Source organism: Microbacterium sp. AR7-10, assembly GCF_001878835.1.
GTDB lineage: Bacteria > Actinomycetota > Actinomycetes > Actinomycetales > Microbacteriaceae > Microbacterium > Microbacterium commune.
Genome location: NZ_MJIR01000102.1, coordinates 50,299 through 70,114, shown reverse-complemented (window position 1 = coordinate 70,114; position 19,816 = coordinate 50,299). Strand labels below are relative to the sequence as shown.

At 69.7% G+C, this 19,816-nt stretch carries 21 protein-coding genes, 3 tRNA genes and 1 pseudogene; 13 read left to right on the top strand and 12 right to left on the bottom strand.

Annotated elements, in window-relative coordinates:
* Positions 1–21 precede the first annotated feature (21 nt).
* On the bottom strand, positions 22–489 hold the full coding sequence (locus BFN01_RS13725) for a recombinase family protein (RefSeq protein WP_071644894.1): 468 nt from the start codon (positions 487–489) through the stop codon (positions 22–24).
* 75 nt (positions 490–564) lie between these two features.
* A complete protein-coding gene (locus BFN01_RS13720) occupies positions 565–1,554 on the bottom strand; it encodes a malate dehydrogenase (RefSeq protein WP_071644893.1) in 990 nt (329 codons plus the stop codon).
* Between the two features lie 97 nt (positions 1,555–1,651).
* On the opposite strand from BFN01_RS13720, the gene BFN01_RS13715 reads away from it, so the two are divergent.
* The gene (locus BFN01_RS13715; RefSeq protein ID WP_071644937.1) at positions 1,652–2,527 is read left to right on the top strand and encodes a neutral zinc metallopeptidase; all 876 of its coding nucleotides are present in this window, start codon (positions 1,652–1,654) and stop codon (positions 2,525–2,527) included.
* A 63-nt stretch (positions 2,528–2,590) separates the two neighbouring features.
* Here the strand turns inward: BFN01_RS13715 and BFN01_RS13710 are convergent, their stop codons facing one another.
* Both BFN01_RS13710 and BFN01_RS13705 read right to left on the bottom strand, forming a co-directional pair.
* Positions 2,591–4,327 carry an aldehyde dehydrogenase family protein gene (locus BFN01_RS13710; protein WP_071644892.1) on the bottom strand — a complete coding sequence of 579 codons (1,737 nt, stop codon included), beginning with the start codon at positions 4,325–4,327 and terminating at the stop codon, positions 2,591–2,593.
* A gap of 37 nt (positions 4,328–4,364) precedes the next feature.
* On the bottom strand, positions 4,365–4,628 hold the full coding sequence (locus BFN01_RS13705; protein WP_071644891.1) for a glutaredoxin domain-containing protein: 264 nt from the start codon (positions 4,626–4,628) through the stop codon (positions 4,365–4,367).
* A 126-nt stretch (positions 4,629–4,754) separates the two neighbouring features.
* Here BFN01_RS13705 and BFN01_RS13700 point away from each other — a divergent pair, with 126 nt between their 5' ends.
* On the top strand, positions 4,755–5,948 hold the full coding sequence (locus BFN01_RS13700) for a glycosyltransferase (RefSeq protein WP_071644890.1): 1,194 nt from the start codon (positions 4,755–4,757) through the stop codon (positions 5,946–5,948).
* 3 nt (positions 5,949–5,951) lie between these two features.
* Here the strand turns inward: BFN01_RS13700 and BFN01_RS13695 are convergent, their stop codons facing one another.
* Positions 5,952–6,326 carry a hypothetical protein gene (locus BFN01_RS13695; RefSeq protein WP_071644889.1) on the bottom strand — a complete coding sequence of 125 codons (375 nt, stop codon included), beginning with the start codon at positions 6,324–6,326 and terminating at the stop codon, positions 5,952–5,954.
* A gap of 110 nt (positions 6,327–6,436) precedes the next feature.
* Here BFN01_RS13695 and BFN01_RS13690 point away from each other — a divergent pair, with 110 nt between their 5' ends.
* Positions 6,437–6,946, top strand: a complete 510-nt coding sequence (locus BFN01_RS13690) for a MarR family winged helix-turn-helix transcriptional regulator (RefSeq protein WP_256221167.1) — start codon at positions 6,437–6,439, stop codon at positions 6,944–6,946.
* Between the two features lie 125 nt (positions 6,947–7,071).
* Positions 7,072–7,329 (top strand): DUF6458 family protein, encoded by a 258-nt coding sequence (locus tag BFN01_RS13685; RefSeq protein ID WP_071644887.1) that lies wholly within the window; start codon positions 7,072–7,074, stop codon positions 7,327–7,329.
* A gap of 94 nt (positions 7,330–7,423) precedes the next feature.
* On the opposite strand, the gene BFN01_RS13680 is transcribed toward BFN01_RS13685, so the two are convergent.
* Together BFN01_RS13680 and BFN01_RS13675 are read right to left on the bottom strand one after the other, a co-directional pair.
* Positions 7,424–8,344, bottom strand: a complete 921-nt coding sequence (locus BFN01_RS13680; protein ID WP_071644886.1) for an NADP-dependent oxidoreductase — start codon at positions 8,342–8,344, stop codon at positions 7,424–7,426.
* A gap of 78 nt (positions 8,345–8,422) precedes the next feature.
* Entirely contained in the window at positions 8,423–9,901 is a 1,479-nt protein-coding gene (locus tag BFN01_RS13675) for a deoxyguanosinetriphosphate triphosphohydrolase family protein (RefSeq protein ID WP_071644885.1), read from the bottom strand.
* Positions 9,902–9,972: 71 nt separating this feature from the next.
* On the opposite strand from BFN01_RS13675, the gene BFN01_RS13670 reads away from it, so the two are divergent.
* Positions 9,973–10,614, top strand: coding sequence for an NADPH-dependent F420 reductase (locus BFN01_RS13670; RefSeq protein WP_071644884.1), 642 nt, complete (start codon positions 9,973–9,975; stop codon positions 10,612–10,614).
* Positions 10,614–11,483 carry an SDR family NAD(P)-dependent oxidoreductase gene (locus BFN01_RS13665; RefSeq protein WP_071644883.1) on the top strand — a complete coding sequence of 290 codons (870 nt, stop codon included), beginning with the start codon at positions 10,614–10,616 and terminating at the stop codon, positions 11,481–11,483. The genes BFN01_RS13670 and BFN01_RS13665 overlap by 1 nt, the downstream gene beginning before the upstream one ends.
* Before the next feature lie 44 nt (positions 11,484–11,527).
* Here BFN01_RS13665 and BFN01_RS13660 read toward each other — a convergent pair.
* The 3 genes from BFN01_RS13660 to BFN01_RS13650 form a co-directional block, all read right to left on the bottom strand.
* Positions 11,528–11,600 (bottom strand) — tRNA-Phe (locus BFN01_RS13660).
* 69 nt (positions 11,601–11,669) lie between these two features.
* Positions 11,670–11,743, bottom strand: a tRNA-Asp gene (locus BFN01_RS13655).
* A 26-nt stretch (positions 11,744–11,769) separates the two neighbouring features.
* Positions 11,770–11,842: transfer RNA gene (locus BFN01_RS13650), tRNA-Glu, on the bottom strand.
* 229 nt (positions 11,843–12,071) lie between these two features.
* Between BFN01_RS13650 and BFN01_RS13645 the strand changes: the two genes are divergently transcribed.
* Entirely contained in the window at positions 12,072–13,490 is a 1,419-nt protein-coding gene (locus BFN01_RS13645) for a M23 family metallopeptidase (RefSeq protein WP_083428826.1), read from the top strand.
* A 75-nt stretch (positions 13,491–13,565) separates the two neighbouring features.
* On the opposite strand, the gene ppa is transcribed toward BFN01_RS13645, so the two are convergent.
* On the bottom strand, positions 13,566–14,057 hold the full coding sequence (ppa, locus tag BFN01_RS13640) for an inorganic diphosphatase (protein ID WP_071644882.1): 492 nt from the start codon (positions 14,055–14,057) through the stop codon (positions 13,566–13,568).
* Positions 14,058–14,161: 104 nt separating this feature from the next.
* Between ppa and BFN01_RS15940 the strand changes: the two are divergent.
* Together BFN01_RS15940 and BFN01_RS15935 are read left to right on the top strand one after the other, a co-directional pair.
* A pseudogene (locus BFN01_RS15940) lies at positions 14,162–14,598 on the top strand (ATP-binding protein); the annotation flags it as partial.
* A 2-nt stretch (positions 14,599–14,600) separates the two neighbouring features.
* Positions 14,601–15,151: TilS substrate-binding domain-containing protein (locus tag BFN01_RS15935; protein ID WP_256221166.1), on the top strand; the 551-nt coding region annotated here is incomplete at its 5' end.
* On the opposite strand, the gene BFN01_RS13630 is transcribed toward BFN01_RS15935, so the two are convergent.
* Positions 15,152–15,676 (bottom strand): DUF937 domain-containing protein, encoded by a 525-nt coding sequence (locus tag BFN01_RS13630; RefSeq protein WP_071644880.1) that lies wholly within the window; start codon positions 15,674–15,676, stop codon positions 15,152–15,154.
* A gap of 84 nt (positions 15,677–15,760) precedes the next feature.
* On the opposite strand from BFN01_RS13630, the gene hpt reads away from it, so the two are divergent.
* The 4 genes from hpt (at position 15,761) to folP (ending at position 19,815) form a co-directional block, all read left to right on the top strand.
* Positions 15,761–16,312 carry a hypoxanthine phosphoribosyltransferase gene (hpt, locus tag BFN01_RS13625; RefSeq protein ID WP_071644879.1) on the top strand — a complete coding sequence of 184 codons (552 nt, stop codon included), beginning with the start codon at positions 15,761–15,763 and terminating at the stop codon, positions 16,310–16,312.
* Between the two features lie 80 nt (positions 16,313–16,392).
* Complete coding sequence (gene ftsH / locus BFN01_RS13620; protein WP_071644878.1) at positions 16,393–18,399, top strand: ATP-dependent zinc metalloprotease FtsH; 2,007 nt, start codon at positions 16,393–16,395, stop codon at positions 18,397–18,399.
* 1 nt (position 18,400) lies between these two features.
* Positions 18,401–19,024 carry a GTP cyclohydrolase I gene (gene folE / locus BFN01_RS13615; RefSeq protein ID WP_071644877.1) on the top strand — a complete coding sequence of 208 codons (624 nt, stop codon included), beginning with the start codon at positions 18,401–18,403 and terminating at the stop codon, positions 19,022–19,024.
* Entirely contained in the window at positions 19,021–19,815 is a 795-nt protein-coding gene (gene folP / locus BFN01_RS13610) for a dihydropteroate synthase (RefSeq protein ID WP_071644876.1), read from the top strand. The genes folE and folP overlap by 4 nt, the downstream gene beginning before the upstream one ends.
* Position 19,816 lies beyond the last annotated feature (1 nt).

Here is a 19,816-nt window from a genome sequence, read left to right as displayed (position 1 = left end):
GGCGCTGAGCTTCGGGCGACGTCAGACGGGCGGCGTCTCGGCGTCTGCGAGATGCCGGGCGTGATGCCCGAGCACCTTCACCATGATGCCGCGCCGGCGCAGGTCGGAGATCGTGCGCGACTCCTCATCGCGGTCGCGACCCAGAGCGTGCACATTCGCCACGACGAGCACGTCACCCGGGCGCAGCGTCTCGATCAGCCGTGCCAGGCGGTCGCCCCAGCTCTCCAGGATCTCCGGGGCGGGGTGGCGGAAGCCCTCGATGGGCACGCCGAACCGGGTGAGGTCATCGCGCTGCTGAGTCACCGACGGCATTCCGTCGCGCGCGACGACGAGCCCCACCAGACGTGTTCCCTCCGGTCGGGCCGACCACCATCCGTGATCATCGTCCGCCAGGCACTTCGGGCAGTTCGCGGCGGCATGCGGCAGATGCAGCGGACTGGTCAGCGCAATCTCCGCCTCGCCACCCGTCGGGTTCATCGCATCGGTCATCGCCGCACCTCCGGCATCCATTCTGCCCGAGACCGGCATCGGCGGCGTCCGCACTCCGGGAGGCGGAGCGGGCGCTCAGATGAGGCCGAGCGAGTGCACCGTCTCGCGCTCGTCGACGAGCTCGGCCACCGATGCGTCGACGCGAGCCCGGGCCCAGGCATCCAGCTCCAGGCCCTCGACGATCTGCCACGCTCCGCCGGACGAACGCACCGGGAACGACGAGATCAGTCCCTCCGGAACACCGTACTCGCCACGTGAGACGACGCCCGCGCTGGTCCAGTCGTCGCTGCCGTGCACCCAGTCGCGCACGTGATCGATGGTCGCGCTCGCCGCGGACGCCACCGACGACGACCCGCGCACCTCGATGATCTCGGCGCCGCGCTTCGCCACCCGGGGGATGAACGTCTGCTCCTGCCACGCGCGCACGTCTCCCACAGCCGCCTCGAGACGTTCGGCGACCGGCGCGCCGTCGATCGTCGCGTGCGAGATGTCGGGGAACTGCGTGGCCGAATGATTGCCCCAGATCGGCACGCGGCGCACGAGGGCGACCGGTGCGTCGAGCGTCTCGGCGAGCTGCGCGCGGGCGCGATTCTCGTCGAGGCGCGTGAGCGCCGTGAACCGTTCGGCGGGAACGCCGTCGGCCGACGAGGAGGCGATCAGCGCGTTCGTGTTGGCGGGATTGCCGACAACCGTGACACGGATGTCGGATGCCGCGGCCGCTGCGATCGCGCGGCCCTGCGGGCCGAAGATACCTCCGTTGGCGGCGAGCAGGTCGCCGCGTTCCATGCCGGGTCCGCGCGGACGCGCGCCGACGAGCAGCGCGAGGTTCGCGCCGTCGAACCCGACCTCGGCGTCGTCCGTCACCTCCACGTCGTCGAGCAGCTCGAACGCGCCGTCCTGCAGCTCGAGCGCCGCGCCCTCCGCCGCGCGCAGCCCCTGGGGGATCTCGAGCAGCCGCAGCCTGACGTGCTCGTCCGGTCCGAGCATGTCTCCCGCCGCGATGCGGAAGAGAAGGGCGTAGCCGATCTGTCCGCCGGCACCTGTGATCGTGATCGTCGTCGCCATGACCCGAGCATAGGCCTCGCTTCGTGCGCAGATGGCCGCCGGGGGCCGCTTCGTCAAGCCCTCGTCGTCGGACGTCGCGGAGCGCTACCTTTTCAGCATGACTTTCAATCCGGATGCCGACATCTCGGGCAACACCACTCGCCGTCGTGGGCGGGGTGCCGCGATCGCCGGTGGTGGAGCAGGTGTTCTCGGTCTCGTCGCGCTCGTCGTGGCCATGCTCGGCGGTCCCGATCTCACGGGCCTGGTCGGCGGGGCGCCCGGCGGCGGGAACGAACCCGCCTCGAGCGGTGAGGCGCTGTCCGAGTGCGACACCGGGCAGGACGCGAACACGAACGACGACTGCCGCATGGCGGGTGCGCAGGTGCTTCTCGACGACTACTGGCAGCAGCACGTCGACGGCTACCAGCCGCCGACGATGACCGTGGTCGACGGCGCGACCTCCACCCAGTGCGGCACCGCCTCGAACGCCGTCGGGCCGTTCTACTGCCCGCCCGAGCAGGGCGTCTACATCGACCCGACGTTCTTCCAGCTCATGCGGGATCAGTTCGGCGCGTCCGCCGGCGAGCTCTCCCAGCTGTACATCGTCGGACACGAGTGGGGCCACCACATCCAGAACATCACCGGCACGATGGAGAAGTATCCGAACAACGGCACCGGACCCGACAGCAACGGCGTGCGCACCGAGCTGCAGGCCGACTGCTACGCGGGCGCCTGGCTGGGTGATGTCACCGCGCAGAAGGACGAGAACGGCGTCGCGTACCTCCAGAAGCCGACCGAGGCGCAGATCACCGACGCCCTGAACGCCGCGTTCACCGTCGGCGACGACAACATCCAGGAGCAGCAGGCGGGTCGGGTCAACCCCGAGAGCTTCACGCACGGCACCAGCGAGCAGCGCCAGGCGTGGTTCGCCAACGGCTACAAGAACGGCCTCGGCGTCTGCGACACCTTCGCCGTCTCCGGCGACCAGCTCTGATCGGCGCCGGCACCCTGTCCATCGCCTCGGCGGCACCTGGGGGTTTCGGCGGATAGGGAGAGGTCAGGCGCGCAGCGCCCGGAGCAGCGTGCGCAGAAGCACCGGGATGCCGCCGTGAGCGCGGAACCTGGTGAGGCCCTCGCTCACCGCGGATCCGGTGCGCGAGGAGACGAACCACGGCGGGGTCGGCAGGATCGTCACGCGACCGCCGCCGTTCAGCAGGGGCAGCGACCGCGGGAAGGGACGGAACGGCCCGCGCAGGACCGACCGCTCCACGTCGTCGAGCAGCAGGGCGTTGTGCACCACCCCGATGCCGCTGCCGACGTCGTCGAGGGTGCTGCCCGGGAACGCGCCCCAGGTCAGCGTCGGCGTGATGAACCCGAACGCCGTCCACGCGTTGATCGCGATCGACCCGTAGCGCAGCTCGGCGATCGCACGCTCGAAACCCCTGCCGAGCGACTTCTCGGTGGTCGGGTCGATGATGAGGTTCGCCCCGAGGGTGCCCTGCAGCTCATCGTTCGCGTGGGCGATCGCGGCATCCAGAAACGCCTGTCCGGTGCCGGGCAGCTCGACGACGCCGAGCACCGGGGCGAAGTACTCTGTGGACTGCAGCGCCGTGGCATCCGCGCCGTCGCCGATCTCGATCAGCAGCCGGTCGGCCAGCACCAGGGCATCTGGATAGTCCTCCGCGGCCCTCCGCATGCACGCCGCCGAGCCCGGGTACCAGATCGGTCGCTCGGGAGCGGCCGCGTACGCCCGGCGCAGCGCGGTGCGGAACTGCTCGGCCTGCGGCCAGTCCGACGAGATGATCACGACCTGACCGGCGATGCAGTTGTGCCCGCAGTTCTGCAGGCGCATGGTCGCCACGTGCTCGGCCTGGAAGGCGGTGTCGGCGTCGCTCCACTCGCCGGGCACCACGATGATCGGCGACACACCGCCGAGTTCGGCCGTGATCGGCTTCGTCAGCAGTGGTCGGTTCTCTCGCCGACGCGCCGCGGCCTGCGGCTGCTGCCCCCAGACGATGGCGTCGAAGGTCGCCGCCGACCCGGTGATGTGCACGTGCATCAGGTCGCGATGCCCCGTGAGGTACGACCCGACCGCGGCACCGCCGCGCACGATCCGCAGGAACCCGGGCGCGATCAGCGGCGCCAGTGCGCGCTCGTACACGGCGACGAGGGCGTCCTGCGTGGGATTCACCTTCAGCAGCGCCACGCGATTGTGTGCGAGAAGCTCGTACAGCACGTCGAGCACGGGGATTGCGGTGACGTTACCCGCACCCAGCACGAGACCGACGCCGCCCGGGGCATCCGACCGCTGTGCCAGTCCGGCGTTCGCACGGGCCGTGCTCGCGGTGACGCCGGGCCGCAGCCACACCTCACCGCTGAATCCGGCCAGCAGGAACCGGTCGAGCCCGGTGAGAGGGAACGCGGCCACCCTGGTGCGATCGCCCGGTGCGCGACCGAGCGTCACGCCGTCGAGCGGCGAGCGGCCTGCCGACAGCTTCGCGAGGGTGTCGATGTACGCATCGAGCGCGCCGAGCACCGAGTACGGGCCGCTCAGCCACTCCTCGCCGCGCAGCGGATGCCGCCGGTCGAGGCCCTTCGAGTCCGCTGCGGTGTTCGCCCAGTCCTCCGCCGCGGCGGCGACGCTCGAGCGCAGTGCTCGCAGCAGCGTCACGCGCTGGCCCACGGTGAGTCGCGCCCACGTGCGCGAACCCTGCTGCAGCACGTCGACGTCGGCGTCCAAGGCCGCGCGCTGCGCGTCGTCGAGTTCGGCGGCCGGCGCCGTCTCCTGCGTCATCGTCGTGTCCCGGTGGCGGTGAGGAAGCGGACCGAGGTCAGATGAGCGAGAGCTCGCGCAGCTTCGCCTCGACGTCGGCGTTGCTCGGCTCGACGTGGTGGCTCGCGTCGGGGTAGACGACGACGGGGATGTTCATCCGGCCCGAGATCTCCTTGGCGATGTCCGCAGCCGCCGGATCGGCGACCAGGTCGATGTAGGTGTACTCGATGCCCAGCTCGTCGAGCTGCTTCTTGGTGCGGACGCAGTCGCGGCACCAGTCGGCGCCGAACATGGTGATGGTGTCGGAGGCGGGGTTGCTCATGCCACCAGCCTACGGCTGCGCCGGTGCACGGGCGCGGGATGCGCCCGGCCACAGCGAGCCGTGGAACGATGGATGCTGCGACGCCGCGCGACACCGCAATCCAGAGGACACCGTGGAGGAGAACCCGTGAGCGCCACCTCCCTTCCTCCCGTGACCGTCATCGTGCCCACGTTCAACGAGCGCGACAACGTCGCCGAGCTCGTCGCCCGCACCTCGGCCGCGCTCGCCGGGATCACGGCCGAGATCCTGTTCATCGACGACAGCGCCGACGACACGATCGACGAGATCGCCCGCGTCGGGGCGTCGGCGACCCTGGCCGTGCGCGGCATCCACCGAGACCGCAACACGGGCGGGCTCGGTGGCGCGGTCGCGCTGGGTCTCGCCGAGGCCGCTCACGATGTGTGCATCGTCATGGACGGCGATCTGCAGCATCCGCCCGAGCTGCTCCGGGCCATGCTCACGCGCTACGCGGAGGGCGGGGTCGATGTCGTCGCCGCCTCGCGCTACGTCGGCGGGGGCGACTCGGCAGGCCTCGGCACGGCCGTGCGCTACGGGGTGTCGAAGGCGGCGACCGCCGTCACCAAGGCGATGTTCCTGCGGCGCCTGTGGCACAGCACGGATCCGATGACCGGGTTCTTCCTCATCGATCGCTCGCACATCGAACTCGACGAGCTGCGGCCGCAGGGATTCAAGATCCTGCTCGAGATCCTCGTGCGCGGCGGCGAGCGGCGGGAGCTGCGCATCGCCGAGGTGCCTCTGGAGTTCGGCGCACGTCGGCACGGCGACTCGAAGGCGAGCCTGCGGCAGGGCGCGACGTTCCTCGCCCACCTGGCCCGTCTGCGGTTCGGCAAGATGGGCCGCTTCGCCCTGATCGGCGGGATCGGCGCGGTCGTGAACATCGGCATCATGTGGGCGCTCACCCACCTCGGCGTCGACTACGTGCTGGCCGCGATCGTCGGCGCGGCCGTTACGATCGTCGGCAACTTCGTGCTGCAGGAGCTGTTCGTCTTCCGCGACGACCGCCAGGACGCTCCGCGGCTGTGGGTGCGCTTCGCGGCATCCGTCTCGTTCAACTCCATCGAGGCGGCGCTGCGCATCCCGCTGATGGCGCTGATGGTCGAGACCTGGCACATCTCCAGCGTGATCGCCACGGCGATCTCGCTGGTGATCGCCTTCTTCGCGCGGTTCCTGTTCCACGCATTGGTCGTGTACGCGCCCCGCCGGCGGTCGGATGCCACGGACGAGCCGCCCGCTGACACCGCGGCGCTGCGGGTCATGCGCGCCATCGATGCCGAGGCGATGCGGCCGGGAGAGCTCTGAGGGTCAGACGCTGTCGGCCGTCGCGGCGTCGTCGTCCGGGGTGTCCGACTGCTCGTCGTGACCGATGCTGCGGGCTTCGAGGTACGAGCACAGCTCGGCGGCGACCGCGAGCTCGCTGGCGAGGGAGTGCAGCTGGTGGCTGTTGAGGATGGTGTTCTCGTCGCTCGGCTCGAGCGTGACGTTCCACCGCGCCTCGCCGATCTGGATCGGCTGCATGAAGATGCTGACGGAGGAGTTCTTCACCGGCACGATGACGAGCCCGGTGTCGGAGCCGTCCGAGCCGTCCTGGATGATGACCCGGATGAGGTCTCCCGCCTCGCGCGCGGAGCGGAACTCCTCGAGCCAGGTCTCCAGCGTCTCCTTGCTTCGAAAAGTCACAGATGTCCTCCGTTTGCTGCGTCTGGCGGTCTTGTGGACCGCCTGGATCCCCTTGTCCTCTCCTATCATGACTTATGCGGGTAGCTCGGGCGCTCGCTGAAGGAGCAAGTGTGGCGGAATCACAGGCAGACGGCTATTGGTACGACCAGCGGAGCGAGCGTGAGCGCGCGCGGGAGGTGCTCGAGGCTCTCCGCACGTACCGCGCAGCCGAGCGTGCCATGCGGCGACGCACCCGCGATGAGATGTCGATGGGCGAGAACGAGCTGCTCGCGTTGCGCTACCTGTTCCGTCAGCCCGGCCACACCGCGCAGCCGTCCGCCCTCGTCGCCTACCTCGGCATCTCGCCGGCGGCGACGTCGGTTCTGATCGATCGGCTCGAGCAGTCGGGTCACGTGCAGCGCGAGGTGGACGCGGCCGGATCGCCGACCGCGGTCCGCGCCACCGCGCACGCCGACGAGGACGTGCGTCAGACCCTCGGTCGCATGCACGGGCTGATGTATTCGGTGGCGGCGGGGATGGATGCTCAGGCTCAGGCGAACGTCACCGGGTTCCTCCGCGCGATGACCGACGCGGTCGACGGGGTCGAGCCCGCGGCCGCGGGGCAGTACCGGCAGGGCTGAGGCCGGTCGCTCGACCCGAGCCCGATCCTCTCGGTCGTTGTCAACCCCATTCTGCGGCGCGCGTGCGCTTGGGATTCTTGACGTCAGGCAGGCCGGACGGTCCGCCCTATCGAAGGGAGCAAGAGATGACCATCGGCACTGGAGTCGTTCTGTTCGTCATCGGAGCGATCCTCGCTTTCGCACTCAACATCGACGTCGGCTGGGCTGACCTCACCATGATCGGCTACATCCTGATGGGTGCGGGTGTCGTCGCGTTCATCGTCGGGCTGCTGCTGATGGCACGTCGGCGTCGTACCGACGTGGTCACGCGCACGGACGCCGCTCCCGGCGCGTACGAGACGCGTCGCACCACGCGCGCGGCTGGAGACGACGAGGTCTTCTGACCGGAGGAACGTTCGCGCCCGGGTCCCGAGTGAGGCCCGGGCGCGAACTCTGTCTGCAGTGGTCTGACCGGCGCGGTCCGACTGGCGGACCGGATCAGGGAACGATGACGAGCTTGCCGCGGGTGTGACCGGCCTGGTTGGCACGGAAGGCGTCTGCCACCCTGTCGAGCGGGAACGTCTCGGAGATCTCGACTCTCAGGTGCCCCTCCTGCGCGAGGTCTGCGAGGCGGGCGGTCTGCGTGCCATCGGGGCGCACCCAGATGTAGCGGCCACCGTGCTGCATCACCGAGGGATCGGCCGTCGAGGCATGCGCCCCGCCCTCGCCGAGCACGTCGAGAGTCACGTCGAGCTGCCCGCCCACGAAGTCCGCGACAGCATTGACGGGCCCGCCGGCGAGCCCGTGCACGCGTTCGGCCAGTCCTTCGCCGTACGTGGTCGGCTCTCCGCCCAGCGAGCGGATGTAGTCGTGGTTGCGCTCGGATGCTGTGCCGATGATCTTCGCGCCTCGGGTCGCGGCGATCTGCACGGCGAAGCCGCCCACGCCGCCGGCGGCGCCGTGGATCAGCACGGTGCGTCCGGTCAGGTCGCCGAGGGCGTCGATCGCCCGCAGCGCGGTGCCACCGGCGAGGGGGAGGGCACCTGCCTCCTCCCAGGAGAGAGCGGCCGGCTTGCGCGCCACAGCCGAGACCGGAACGGCCACGCGCTCCGCGAACGTGCCCGCGCTCACGGTGTCTTTGCGTGCGTAGGCCATGACCTCGTCGCCGACCGCGAATTCGGGGGTGTCCATCCCGACGGCGACGACGACACCCGCCACGTCCCACCCCGGGATCACCGGGAACTGCGTGGGCAGCAGAGCGTCGAGCCCGCCCCCCATGACCTTCCAGTCGACCGGGTTGACCCCGGCGGCGCGCACCTCGATGAGCACCGCCGCGGGCGGCAGCTTCGGGTCGGGCACCTCGCGCACCTCGAGAGTGTCGAGATCCTTCGAATACCGGTCGTACACGACAGCGCGCATGATGCCTCCTCGGAGTGGGTGCGAATGGCATCCACTCTTTCATGCGACGCGGGGCCGTGCTCGAGATCCGTGCCGGGCTTACAGCCCCTGCCCCGCATCCCACAGCCGCTCGGTGCGGCCGGCGAGCAGCGCGTCGAGCGAGATCGCCTGGGCGTCGGTGAGCGAGGCGACGTAGTCGATGATGCCGCGACCCCGACCGAGCATCTCGACGCCAGGGCCGTCTGCGCCGCTCCCGCCGAGGCGGCGATGGTCGTCGGTGGCCAGGTCGACGAGGTCGATCAGGCGGCGGGGCGCACGGCGGGCGTCACGCGGATCATCGAGCCACGCGGTGAACCCGTCGACGAGACGCTCGAGCACGCTGGCCTGACCGCGCTGATAGACCGCGAGGTCGGGCCGCTCGAGGATGAACCGCTCGTGCAGGAACTTCAGCACTGCCACCTCGTGCCATGCCTGGCGGTTGAGGCTGACGTGCCCGGAGCGGATGTCGGGATGCCGGTGGACCTCGATAGACGACTGCAGCCGGGCGATCCACGCGGTGGTGAACCGCGCGAGTGCGCGCTCGCTGGCGAGCGATCCGTCGAAGGGCTCGGCGACGAGGCCGTCGATCACCTCGGACGACACCTTGGCGACGGCTTCGCTGAACGCGTCGGGGTCGGCGATCCAGCTGTCCTTGACCTGCATCCGGCGCCACAGCAGCTCGAGGGAATGACCGGGCGTGCGCGTGTCGGACGCGAGAGTCGAATGCTCCGCCGCGCGCAGCTGGGCGAGGTTGCGACGCCACGATCGGAACTCGGCCGACAGGGTCGCCGGGTTCAGCAGCCCGGCGCGGTAGAAGTCGTCGAGGTCGTGCAGGGAGTACGCGATGTCGTCGGAGAGGTCCATGATCGAGCACTCGACGGTCTGCTGCCCCGCGGCGATCGCCGGGTATGCGGAGAGCGCCTGGCGGGCATCCGGTTCGTCGATGGCGTAGAAGCTGAACTTGCTGCCGCCGCCGCGTCGCGGCCCGCCCTCGCCACGCAGCCAGGGGTACTTGAGCACCGCGGCGCGCACGGCGGCGGTGAGGTTGAGGCCGACGCCGGGCCGGTCGTGCTCGTCGAGACGGGTGAGGATGCGGTAGGTCTGCGCATTGCCCTCGAAGCCCTCGGCGAGACCGAAGCGGGAGCGCGCGAGGCGGTCGAGCGTCTGCTCGCCGAGATGTCCGAACGGCGGATGCCCGAGGTCGTGCGCCGCGGCGGCCGCCTGCACCACCACGGGGTGTGCGCCGCCGAGCTCGGCGACGATCCGGTTCGCCTCGTCGGTGCGCGTCGAGAGGTGGGTCGCGATGGCCCGCGCAACCGCCGCGACCTTGATCGAGTGCGTGAGCCGGTTGTGCACGGCGAGGCCGGCGCCCGCCTGCGAGATGACCTGCGTGACGGCCGAGAGGCGCGAGTAGTACGGCGAGAAGCGGATGCGCTCGACGTCGACACGGAACTGCGGGTGCCCTTCCGCCCGCTGGAACTCGTCGAGCGTCTCGGGCAGTCGTCGCGTCTGGCGGGGATCATCCGGCTGCTGGGGCATGGATGTCAGTGTGCCACGCGCCCGTGTGACGGTCGGCGGAATATCCGCCCGCTCGACGGGTTGTGTCCGATATGACGACTCTCGGAATCATCGGCGCAGGACACATCGGCAGCCAGATCGCTCGAGCAGCGATCGGCGCAGGCTATGACATCGTGATCGCGAACTCCCGCGGGCCGGAGACCCTCACGGATCTCGTCGCCGAGCTCGGCGACAGCGCCCGCGCGGCGACCGCGGAGGAGGCCGGCGCGGCCGGTGACGTCGTGGTCGTGACCGTGCCGCTGCATGCTCTGAAGCAGATCCCCGTCGAACCCCTCGCCGGGAAGATCGTGCTCGACACCAACAACTACTACTTCGAGCGGGACGGCCACATCGACGCTCTCGACAGGGGACTGACCACGACCTCCGAGATGCTGCAGGAGCACCTGCCGACGTCTCGCGTCGCGAAGGCGTTCAACCACATCCAGGCCGAGCAGATCACCGCAGGCGGCATGCCCGCCGGCACCCCGAATCGTCGAGCGCTGGCGACGGCGAGTGACCATGCCGATGCTGCGGAGTTCGTGACCCACCTGTACGACCAGCTGGGATTCGACACGGTCAACATCGGCCCACTGAGCGAGTCGTGGCGCGTCGAACGAGACCGCCCGGCATACGTCGTGCGGCAGAACGCCGAGGAGCTGACTCAGAATCTGGCGATCGCCAACCGGCTGCCCTGATGACCGCGAAGACGATCGTGCTGACGGGTGCCAGCGATGGCATCGGCGCCGCAGCATCGCGCACGCTGGTCGCTGACGGGCACACGGTCGTCCTCGTCGGGCGCTCGCCGCAGAAGACTGCAGCGCTGGCCGGCGAGCTCGACGCCGAGTACTTCACCGCGGACTTCGCGGACCTGTCTCAGGTGCGCGCGCTGGCAGGTGAGCTGAAGCGCGCCCACCCGCGCATCGACGTCCTCGTCAACAACGCCGGTGGCATCTTCGGCGACAGGACCAGAACAGTCGATGGCTTCGAGAAGACGCTGCAGGTGAACCATCTCGCGCCGTTCCTGCTCACGAACCTCCTCCTCCACACTCTGTTCGCGAGCAGCGCGTCGATCGTCAACACCTCCAGTGCCGCCGCGCGCCTGTTCGGATCGATCGACATCGACGACCTGAACAACGAGCGGGACTACTCGCCGAACAAGGCGTACGGCGACGCGAAACTCTGCAACATCCTCTTCACCAAGGAGCTCGAGCGTCGTTTCGGCCGCCGTGGTCTGTCGGCCGTCGCCTTCCACCCCGGCATCGTGCGCACGAGCTTCGCCTCGGACACCACGAGCGTGATGCGGTTCCTGTACCAGACGCCTCTGGCGCGCCTCATGGGTCTTCTCAGCCCCGAAAAGGGCGCCCGACCTCTGGTGTGGTTGGCAGAGGGTGATCCCGGTACGGACTGGGTGCCTGGCGAGTACTACGAGAAGCACAGGGTGGCGGCGACCAATCCGCAGGCGTCCGACGAGCAGCTCGCCTCCCTGCTGTGGCGTCGCAGCGCGGAATACGTCGGATTGCCGGACGACGCCTCACCAGGGCAAAGCAAAACCCCCGCCATGTAGAAGCTAGGCGAGGGTTTCTGGGCTAATTGTAATGATCAGCCGTGTGGCTCCGACCGGCATCGATCCGGTGACCTTTCGATTTTCAGTCGAACGCTCTACCAACTGAGCTACAGAGCCGTGCGGCACATCATGATCTGCCGCACCCTAGACGAAGAGCCTCCTCGAAAGAAGGCTCAACGCTCGGAGCGACCCTGACGGGACTTGAACCCGCGACCTCCGCCGTGACAGGGCGGCACGCTAACCAACTGCGCTACAGGGCCATAACTTTTAAATTGTATCGGAAGAGTGACCCCAACGGGATTCGAACCCGTGCTACCGCCGTGAAAGGGCGGCGTCCTAGGCCGCTAAACGATGGGGCCGAAGAGATTCCCGGGGGTTTCCCTTGCCGACGCTCAAGCATAAGGGCTGTCGGCGGCAAAAACGAAATCGAGGGCGCGTCGGCTTACATCCCGGGCGTTTCGGGAGGACGATGGGGTGAGGAGAGGCACGCCTCGCGCCTCAGCGCGCCGTTGCGGAAGAGCCGGCACCTGGTGTGACTGTGACGAATGTTGTTACTGTTACAGCTGTGAATCCGGCGGAAGGAGCCGAGTGAACGAGGACATTGCTGCGGATGCCCGATCCGCAGGGGCCGACTGCGGGTGCGCCCCGACGCCCGCGGAACGCGAGGCCCTCTGGTCACGCTCGAAGCTCACACGCCGCGGCGCACTGACCGTCGGTGCACTGAGTGCCATCGCCCTGTCGGCATTCGGCGTCTCGGCGACCACGCAGGGCGCCCAGGCCGCCGACTACCCCAGCTGGGACGACGTGCAGCGCGCGAAGGCCAACGAAGCGGCCAAGGCATCTGAGATCACGCGCATCGAGGCGCTGATCAAGCAGCTCACCGATCAAGCCGCGGCCGCGGAGGCCGCTGCCCGCAAGGCCGGTGAGGAGTTCTACGCGGCACAGCAGGCGTACTTCGACCAGGCGGCCAAGGCGGACGATCTGCAGGCGCAGGCCGACGAGCAGGCCAAGATCGCCGCCGACAGTGCCCGCAAGGCCGGTCAGGTCGCCAACCAGCTCTACCGCAGCGGTGGCGACGAAGCCGCGCTCGAGCTCTTCCTCTCCGAGTCCTCCAACGGGGCCGACGACCTCCTCGCGCGCCTCGGCAGCATGGACAAGCTCGTCGAGTACAACCGCACGGTCGCCGAGCGCGCGGCATCGGCTCGAGACACCGCTCAGTCGCTCAGCAACCAGGCATCCACCGCGCGCGACGAGCGCGACCGGCTGCAGAAGATCGCCGAAGAGAAGATGCAGGCCGCCCAGCGCGCCGCCGACGCGGCGCAGGCCGCGCTCGAAGAGCGCCAGTCCAACCTCGTGACACTGCAGGCCCAGCTCGCCGCGCTGAAGGACAACACCACCGCGACGGTCGCCGGCTACCAGGAGGGCGAGCGCATCCGCAAGGCAGAGGAGGCGCGCCGTCGGGCCGAGGAGGCCGAGCGTCAGCGACGCGCCGCCGAAGAGGCCGCCAAGAACAACCAGGCCAGCGGCGGCGGCGGAGGCGGAAGCAGCAGCGGGGGTGGCGGCGGCGGAAGCAGCAGCGGCGGCGGTGGAACCGGGTCCGGTGCGTGGCGACGCCCGCACGGCGGGTACATCTCGTCGCACTACGGCCCGCGACCGCCGGTGTGCACGGGCGGCGTCTGCCGCTCGACCAACCACGGCGGCACCGACTTCGCGAACGGCTGCGGCGCGCCGATCTACGCGGCAGCGAGCGGCCGAGTGGACGCCGCGTTCTACAACGGCGGATTCGGCAACTGGGTGCGCATCCAGCACGGCAACGGCGTCGCGACCAGCTACGCGCACATGTCGGGCTACGTGGTCTCGTACGGCCAGCAGGTCAGCGCCGGTCAGGTCGTCGGATACGCCGGCAACACCGGCGCCTCCCAGGGATGCCACCTGCACTTCGAGGTGTACATCAACGGCGGCCGCACCAACCCTTACAACTTCCTGGCCGCCCGCGGCGCGATCTGACCCGCACAGCGCCGAGAACGACAGAACCCCCGACCGACAGGCCGGGGGTTCTGCTGCAGATGCGGGGTGCGCGGGTCAGTGACCGTCGTTCGCGAAGCGCTCGATGGCCTCGTCGAGGATGCGCTGCGCCTCGGCGGCGTCGCCCCACGCGTCGACCTTGACCCACTTGTTGGGCTCGAGGTCCTTGTAGTGCTCGAAGAAGTGCGCGATCTCCTTCTTGGTGTACTCGGGCAGGTCGTCGATGTCCTGGATGTGCGCCCAGCGCGGGTCCTTCGACAGCACGGCGACGAGCTTGTCGTCGCCGCCGGCCTCGTCGCTCATCTTGAGCACGGCGACGGGGCGCACGTTCACGACGACGCCCGGGTAGATCGCGTGGTCGAGCAGCACGAGCACGTCGAGCGGGTCGCCGTCCTCGCCGAGCGTGTTGTCGAAGTAGCCGTAGTCGGCCGGGTAGCCGAAGGTGGTGTACAGGACGCGGTCGAGGTGGACGCGACCGGTCTCGTGGTCTACCTCGTACTTCACGCGGCTTCCGCGCGGGATCTCGATGACGGCGTCGTGTGCGCCCATGTGCTGTTCTCCTTGGATCGACGGTGTCGAAAGACGGGTGGATGCGCAGACCAGCCTACTCGGGCGACGTTCTCGTGACATGTGACCGCAGCTAGCCTGGACGCGTGCCCTCGCTCGATCCCGCCGTCGCCGAAATCCGCCGTGCCGTCCGTGCCGCGCTCGCGCCCCTCGGCGCTGCCCCCGTCGTCGTCGGTCTCTCCGGCGGGGCGGACTCCCTCGCGCTGACCGCAGCCACCGTCTTCGAAGCGCGGAAGCTCGGCCACAGCGTGGTGGCCGCGATCGTCGACCATGGCCTGCAGCCCGGGTCGGATGCCGTCGCCGCCCGCGTCGCCGACCGGGCTCGTGAACTGGGGGTGGATGCCGTCGTGCTGCCCGTGCGGGTCGATGCCGGGCATCCGGACGGGCCGGAGGCCGCCGCGCGAGTGGCGCGACACGCGGCGCTCGCGCGGTGCGCCGCCGACCGCGGTGCGACGGCCGTGCTGCTGGGACACACGCTCGACGACCAGGCGGAGACCGTGCTGCTCGGCCTCGCTCGCGGCTCNNGAGCCGCGAGCCTGCAGGGCATGGCGGCGGTGCGCACCGGCGATGACGGGATGCGGTGGATCCGGCCGCTGCTCGCGGTGCGCCGCGCCACCACGCGCGCGTTCTGCACAGCATCCGGACTCGAGGTCTGGGACGACCCGCACAACCTCGATGACAGGTACGCCCGCGTCCGCACCCGCAACCGGGTGCTGCCGGTGCTCGAGGCCGAGCTCGGCCCCGGAATCGCCGAGGCGCTGGCACGCACCGCGGAGCAGCTGCGCGAAGACGCCGAGGCGTTCGACGAGATGATCCACGAGACCATCGAAGACATCGTCGAGCATCCCGAAGCGGGCATCGCCGTGAGCGTCGCGGCGCTCGCCGCGAACCCGGCGGCGCTGCGCAATCGCGTCATCCGCCTCGTCGTCGACAGCGAGTTCGGGGTCAGCCTGACGCGGTCGCAGACCCTCGAAGTGGCGCGCCTGGTGACCGACTGGTCGGGCCAGGGGCCGATCGATCTGCCCGCATGCACCGCACGACGGGCAGGCGGGCAGATCGTGTTCAGCGCGCGGTAGCTACTTGCGGCCGCCGAACAGCCCGCCGAGGATGTCGCCGAGGCCGCCGCCCAGACCGCCGCCCGACGAGCCGCCCGAGCTGCGGTCGCCGCCGAGCAGACCGCCGAGGATGTCGCCCAGGCCGCCGCCCGAGCTGCCCTTGCTCTTGTTCGCGAGGACGCCCATGATGATCGGCGCGAGGATCGGCAGCAGCTTGCCGAAGTCGATGCCGCCGGCCGTCTTCTCGCTCTGGTTGAGCTTCTCGGCGACCTCGCCCTTGCGCTCGCCGAAGACGTGCGTGACGATCTTCTCGCCGTCGGCCTGGTCGACGTCGTCGACCGACGAGGCGCCGGCGAAGCCGCCGTGCCGGTTCAGCGCCTTCTCGATGGCGGCCGAGCCCTCGCCGCTCTCAGCATTCTTCGCCAGACCGCCGAGCAGCGTCGCGCCGCCCTCATGCACCGCCTGCCGCGCCACCTCGGGGCTGACGCCGAAGCGCTTCGCGATGTCATCGACCGGCACCTGCTTCAGGATCTCATCGACGTTCATGTCTTCCCTCCACGCAGGACGGATGCCCCGCTTCACCGCTCACAGTAGTGCGGAAGCGCATGTCGATCGACCTAAGATCTATGCATGCGCGCTGCCGACATCCAGGACGACCTGACCGACATCCTCGTCACCGAGGAGGAGATCCACGCGAAGCTCGAGGAGCTCGCGGCGCAGGTGGCCACCGACTACTCCGGCAAGGACCTCCTGCTGGTCGGCGTCCTCAAGGGGGCGGTGATGGTGATGGCGGATTTCTCGCGCCGGCTGCCGATGAACGCGTCGATGGACTGGATGGCCGTCTCGAGCTACGGGGCGAGCACCAAATCGAGCGGCGTGGTGCAGATCCGCAAAGACCTCGACACCGACCTGCACGGCCAGCACGTGCTCATCGTCGAGGACATCATCGACTCGGGCCTGACACTGAGCTGGCTGCTCGAGAACTTCGAGTCGCGCGGCGCCGAGTCGATCGAGGTGCTCGCACTGCTGCGCAAGCCCGAGGCGGCGAAGGTGCAGATCGACTGCAAGTACGTCGGCTTCGACATTCCGAACGAGTTCGTCGTCGGGTACGGCCTCGACTACGCCGAGAGCTATCGCAACCTGCGCGATGTCGCCGTGCTGGCGCCGCACGTCTACAGCTGACCGCAGCGCACCGGGCGCGGGTACGCCCGTGGTGAACGTTCAGCGGACGCCTGAGTGCCGAGCGGTACGCTGAACGCATCATGGACGTCAAGAAGGTCTCCCGCAATCCGCTGATCTACGTCGCGTTGATCGGCGCGCTGCTCTTCGCCGGTTTCCTGCTGATCTCGAACCTCTCGGCGCCCACGCAGGTGACCGTGCAGCAGGGTCTCGAGCTGCTCGACGGCGACACCGTGACGAAGGTGGTCAACACCGACGGCGACCAGCGGGTCGACCTCACGCTCTCGAAGGAGTTCGAGGGTGCGAAGAACGTGCAGTTCTACTACGTCGAGGCGCGCGCCGACCAGGTCGTGGAGGCCATCGACGCCGCCGAGATCAAGGCGAAGGACGCCAGCGACGTGGTGCCACGGGCGACCTGGTTCGACGGCTTCATCTCGCTGCTGCTTCCGCTCGTGCTGCTGGGCCTGCTGTTCTGGTGGCTGCTCTCGTCGATGCAGGGCGGCGGCAGCAAGGTGATGCAGTTCGGCAAGTCGAAAGCCAAGCTCGTCAGCAAGGAGACCCCGACCGTCACCTTCGGCGACGTCGCCGGGGCGGAAGAGGCCATCGAGGAGCTGCACGAGATCAAGGAGTTCCTCCAGGATCCGGCCAAGTTCCAGGCCATCGGCGCGCGCATCCCGAAGGGCGTGCTGCTGTACGGCCCTCCCGGAACCGGCAAGACGTTGCTCGCCCGCGCCGTGGCCGGCGAGGCCGGTGCACCCTTCTACTCGATCTCCGGTTCGGACTTCGTGGAGATGTTCGTCGGCGTCGGAGCCTCCCGCGTGCGCGACCTGTTCACCCAGGCCAAGGAGAACGCTCCCGCCATCATCTTCATCGATGAGATCGACGCCGTCGGCCGTCACCGCGGTGCCGGCATGGGCGGCGGCAACGACGAGCGCGAGCAGACGCTGAACCAGATGCTCGTCGAGATGGACGGCTTCGACCCCAACGCGAACGTCATCGTCATCGCGGCGACCAACCGCCCCGACATCCTCGACCCCGCTCTGCTGCGCCCCGGTCGCTTCGACCGCCAGATCGGCGTCGACGCCCCCGACATGAAGGGTCGCCAGCAGATCCTCGAGGTGCACGCCAAGGGCAAGCCGCTCGCGCAGTCGGTCGACCTCGAGGTCGTCGCACGCAAGACCCCCGGCTTCACCGGTGCGGATCTCGCGAACGTGCTGAACGAGGCGGCCCTGCTGACCGCGCGCTCGAACGCGCAGCTGATCGACAACCGCGCGCTCGACGAGGCGATCGACCGCGTGATCGCCGGCCCGCAGCGCCGCACCCGGGTCATGAAGGACAAGGAGAAGCTCATCACGGCGTACCACGAGGGCGGCCACGCCCTCGCCGCGGCGGCGATGAACTACACCGACCCGGTGACGAAGATCACGATCCTGCCGCGCGGCAAGGCACTCGGCTACACGATGGTCATGCCGCTGGATGACAAGTACTCCGTGACCCGCAACGAGCTGCAGGACCAGCTGACCTACGCCATGGGCGGTCGCGTCGCCGAGGAGCTCGTCTTCCACGACCCGACCACCGGCGCCTCGAACGACATCGAGAAGGCGACCAGCATCGCCCGCAAGATGGTCATCGAGTACGGCATGACCACCCAGCTCGGCCCGGTCAAGCTCGGCTCCGAGGGCGGCGAGCCGTTCGCCGGTCGTGACATGGGGCGCGGTCGCGAGTACTCCGAGACGGTCGCCGAGCGCGTCGACGCCGAGGTGCGCGCGCTGATCGAGCAGGCGCACAACGAGGCGTACAAGGTGATCAGCGAGAACCGCGACATCCTCGACCGCCTCGCCCTGGCGCTGCTCGAGGAGGAGACCCTCGACCACAACCGGATCGCCGAGATCTTCACCGAGGTGCGCAAGCTCCCGGAGCGCCCGCAGTGGCTCTCCAGCGAGGAGCGGCCGGTGTCGACGCTGCCGCCCATCGCCGTGCCCCGCCGCGTCGAGGAGGGCGTGGCCGCGCAGACCGCGCAGACCGCCGGCTCGGCTCGCACGTCGAGCGCACCCGCGACCGGCGGGCAGGCCCGACCGGCGACGGCGTGACGTGAGCGTCGACAGGGCGCGCGTCGAGCGGCTCACCCGCGAACTGCTCGAGGCGATCGGCGAGGACCCGGATCGGCCGGGTCTCACGCAGACCCCGAGCCGCATGGCCGAGCTGTATGGCGAGTTCTTCGCCGGCGTCGGCGAGGACCCGGCGTCGCATCTCGCGCGCACCATCAGCGTCTCGCGAGGGCCGGCGCCGGACACCCTGCCCTCCGGGGCGGTGCTGATGCGCGACATCCGCTTCCGCTCGGTGTGCGAGCATCACCTGCTGCCCTTCGCCGGAGTCGCGCACATCGCCTATCTGCCCGGTGAGCAGGTGGTCGGCCTGGGTGCGCTGGTGAAGGTCGTCGAGACTCTCGCGACCCGTCCGCAGGTGCAGGAGCGGCTCGGCGAGCAGGTGGCGGATGCCATCGCCGAGAATCTCGACACCCGCGGCGTGCTCGTCGTGCTCGACGCCTCGCACGGATGCGTGACCATGCGCGGCGGGCGACAGCCGCTGGCGACCACGGTGACCATCGCCGCACGCGGCGCGTTCACCGATCCGGCCGCCCGTGCCGAGCTCATCGCCCTGATCAGCGCACCGACCGCAGGCTCAGGTGTCCAGGGCGCCGGAGGCCACGGATGACGGGCATCTGGGGCATCCTGAACATCACTCCCGACTCGTTCAGCGACGGCGGCCGCTACGTCGAGCTCGACATCGCCGTCGCGCGCGCTCGCGCGATGCGCGCGCAGGGAGCCAGCATCATCGACGTGGGCGGCGAGTCCACCCGGCCCGGTGCGGAGCGCATCGGCAGCGCCGAGGAGCAGCGCCGTGTGCTCCCGGTGATCGAGGCGCTCACCGCCCACGGCATCCCCACGTCGATCGACACGCTCAACGCCGACACCGCAGCCGCAGCCGTCCGCGCCGGGGCGCGCATCGTGAACGACGTGTCCGGTGGCCTCGCCGACGACGAGATGCTCAGGACGGCGGCCGATCTGGATGCTGACATCGCCATCGGCCATTGGCGCGGACCGTCGACGGACATGTACGCCCGCGCGCAGTATGCGCGGATCGCCCGCGAGGTCGCATCCGAGCTGCGGGAGCGGATCACGGCGGCTGCCGTCGCCGGCATCGCGCCGTCGCGGGTCATCCTCGACCCCGGCATCGGCTTCGCGAAGTCGGGCGAGCAGAACTGGGAGGTGCTGCGCGGGCTGGACGAGGTCATCGCCCTCGGGCACCGCGTGCTGGTCGGCACGTCGCGCAAGCGCTTCCTGGCCGAGACCCTCGACGGTGAGCCCGACCAGTCGCGCCGTGACCTCGCCACCGCCGTGACGAGCGCACTCGCCGCACGCGCCGGAGCGTGGGCGGTGCGGGTGCACGATGTGGGCGCGACCCGGGATGCACTGGCCGTGGCGAGCGCGTGGGATGGAGCCTGAC